Below are 2,641 nucleotides of genomic sequence, written 5' to 3'. Positions count from 1 at the left end.
TAGATCGACCCGCGACCCAACTATGAGCAGACACCCTCGGTTCGACGCTCGACACCAGACCCGCGGATGCGATCCAGCCGAAACACCGTCCTGCGGTCGGCTGAGGTGGCTGCGACGTTGGGAATCCACCCCCTTCTTCGCGCCAATGCTTGGTTGCCTCGGTGGGCTGCCCCGCGTGGCCCGTTGACCTCGGCGGCGTTGGATCGGAGACGCCGCGCCGTACAAATTGATTACCGTTCTGTTGTACAATTTCGTTATGGATGTCACCGTGAGTACGTTGCGGGCCGAGCTAGCGGACTGGATCGGGCGGGTCCGTGCCGGTGAGGAGGTCGTCGTCACCGATCGGGGAACGCCGGTAGTCCGGCTGGTGTCGGTGGACACCGCGCCGTTGCTGGAGCAGTTGACCCGACAGGGCGTGCTGAGTCGACCGCGCGCGATGTCTCGGCCCAGCGCTACCGGGGCATCGCGCGTACATGCTCGAGGGTCGGTGTCTGACTTGGTGAGTGAGCAACGCCGCTGACCCGTGGCGATCGTGTATTTCGACAGCAGCGCGTTCGTCAAACTCCTTGTTGAGGAGGATGGCAGCGATGTCGCTGCGGCGTTATGGGATGGTTGCGACGCTGCGGTCTCTTCTCGTTTGGCGTATCCGGAGGTGCTTGCGGCACTGGGGGCTGCTGGTCGTGCACACCGCTTGGATGCCGACGAGCAACTCCAGGCCCAGGTGATGTGGAAAACGTACTGGGCAGCCACCCGACCGGTGGAACTGACCGAAGACATTGCCCATCACGCCGGCCATTTAGCCACAGCGCATGCGCTGCGCGGCGCCGACGCAGTCCACCTTGCGAGCGTTCTCGCTATCGGGGTCAACGATGCCGTGTTCGCAGTGTGGGACCAACGGCTCCGCACCGCGGGGCAAGAAACCGCCGTAAGGTTAGCGCCGAGTCAATAGTCAACCCGGCCAAACGCAAAGAAACGTCACCTTGGTCGCAAATCGGGAGTCTGATATGGGGGGAAGTTTGTCAAGAGGGCAGGGTGAAGCGGCGGCCGAAACCGTCGTCGCGGCCGCCGCTTCGTTGACCAGATGAGTTCGTGGTGGTATCGAGCGTGTCTTATCGACGCGTTGTCAAGTCTGATATACGCGGGTTGGTTACCGCAGGACGGGACTTTCGAATCGCAGTGGACCGCTTGTCTACCGATCGAGCGTGATCACTTGCGGTGCAACATGATTACTCATAGATTCCACGCGGGTCACTGCCAGACGCTTGCCGAGACCGTACGAAGTTCTCATCTGGACATTTGTGGGGCGCTCAGCCCTCGTCGAGCACGGCCAGTGACCAGCACCAGCCGGCGAGTTCGCGGGCGATGGCGGCGTTGGCCACCACCGGGCGTTTCTGGCGCTTGTCGAAACACGCCCAACGGGCGTTGAGCCGCCGATTTGCCGCTTGACCACGTGCCCTTGCCGCCGGGGATGCGGCATCCCAGCGGCGTCGCAGTTCACGGCCGGGCCGATAGGGTGCGCGGTGATGCCAGGCCGCCTCGACCAGCAGCCGGCGGGCATGGCCGTTACCGGTCTTGGTGACCCCGCCCTGGGCACGGGTGGCCCCCGAGGAGTACTCGGCCGGCACCAACCCCAGGTAGGCGCCGATCGAGCGCCCCGTCAGACGGTGCCAGTCGCCGATCTCGACGGCCAGCCCGAACGCGGTCAGCGTAGACACCCCACGCAAGCACCCCAGCCGGGTCACCACGGAGGTGAACGCCGAGTCGTCGGCCATCTCGGAGATCGCTCGGTCCAGGCGATCCCGACGGTCCACACACGCCGTCATCGCGTCGAACGCAGCGTCATAGGCCAGTTGCAACCCCGGGGTGTCAAACCGCTGCCGCCGCAACCACAACTCGTGCTTGCCCGTCCAGGCGCTACCGCCGGAATAGATGATCCCGTAGCGCAGCAACAACTTCGACACCCGATGCCGGGCACCCATCAGATCCCCACGACAGTCCTCACGTGCCCGGACCAAATCCCGTGCCGCTTCCTGCTCGACACTCGGGATCGCCACGGCGACAACCTCACCCAGGTGCAGCAGCCGCGCCAGATGTCGAGCGTCACGGGTGTCGGTCTTGACCCGATCCCCCGATGGACGCTGCAACTTCGACGGTGCGGCCACCAGACACGCGATCCCGGCCGCGATCAAAAACCGGGCCAACCCGAATCCGGTCGGGCCGGCCTCATAGACCACCGCCACCGGTCCCGGCAAAGCCTGTAGCCAGGCCAGAATCTCACCGCGATCAGGGGTCAACCGTCGCTCGAACAGCTCACCGGTCTCACCGTCCAGGCCGCACGCAACCACCGAACGTGCGTGCACATCCAAACCAACACTCGTACGCTGAATCTTCACTGGGGCCTCCCACATCTTGTGGCTCTACCGGCCAGGACCTGATTCCTGTCCGCAACCCACGTTCACATGTGAGCGAGGCCCCAGCCCCCCATACCGTCTAGCCGCATGGCGGCATCCAGGCCGGCCTCGCGGGCACGGCGGGCCGCTGAGCTGTTGTCGCGGCGGGTGGCCTCATCGGCGAGCACCAGCTCCAGGAACGCCGCATGGGATAGGTGTTGTTGGCGTGCCAGGGTGAGCCGCTCGGGCAG

Annotated in this window: 3 protein-coding genes and 1 pseudogene; 2 read left to right on the top strand and 2 right to left on the bottom strand. The window is 64.9% G+C overall.

Annotated elements, in window-relative coordinates; genetic code table 11:
• Window positions 1-256 precede the first annotated feature (256 nt).
• Together AC2VON_RS09470 and AC2VON_RS09465 are read left to right on the top strand one after the other, a co-directional pair.
• Complete coding sequence (locus AC2VON_RS09470) at window positions 257-520, top strand: type II toxin-antitoxin system Phd/YefM family antitoxin (RefSeq protein WP_486952715.1); 264 nt, start codon at window positions 257-259, stop codon at window positions 518-520.
• A gap of 3 nt (window positions 521-523) precedes the next feature.
• Window positions 524-949 carry a type II toxin-antitoxin system VapC family toxin gene (locus tag AC2VON_RS09465; protein WP_486952714.1) on the top strand — a complete coding sequence of 142 codons (426 nt, stop codon included), beginning with the start codon at window positions 524-526 and terminating at the stop codon, window positions 947-949.
• Window positions 950-1,307: 358 nt separating this feature from the next.
• Here the strand turns inward: AC2VON_RS09465 and AC2VON_RS09460 are convergent, their stop codons facing one another.
• Both AC2VON_RS09460 and AC2VON_RS09455 read right to left on the bottom strand, forming a co-directional pair.
• Entirely contained in the window at window positions 1,308-2,393 is a 1,086-nt protein-coding gene (locus tag AC2VON_RS09460; RefSeq protein ID WP_486952713.1) for an IS110 family RNA-guided transposase, read from the bottom strand.
• A 62-nt stretch (window positions 2,394-2,455) separates the two neighbouring features.
• Window positions 2,456-2,641 (bottom strand): annotated as a pseudogene (locus AC2VON_RS09455) (hypothetical protein); the annotation flags it as partial.

The organism is Mycobacterium sp. TH-M82, from assembly GCF_057473605.1.
Note: the sequence above shows the minus strand (reverse complement) of the source record. Positions and strands in the feature narration are given on the sequence as shown.

What these genes read in the sequence shown, in the direction of transcription:
- AC2VON_RS09470 (WP_486952715.1), top strand. Translation starts at nt 257, where the DNA reads ATGGATGTCACCGTGAGTACGTTGCGGGCCGAGCTAGCGGACTGGATC.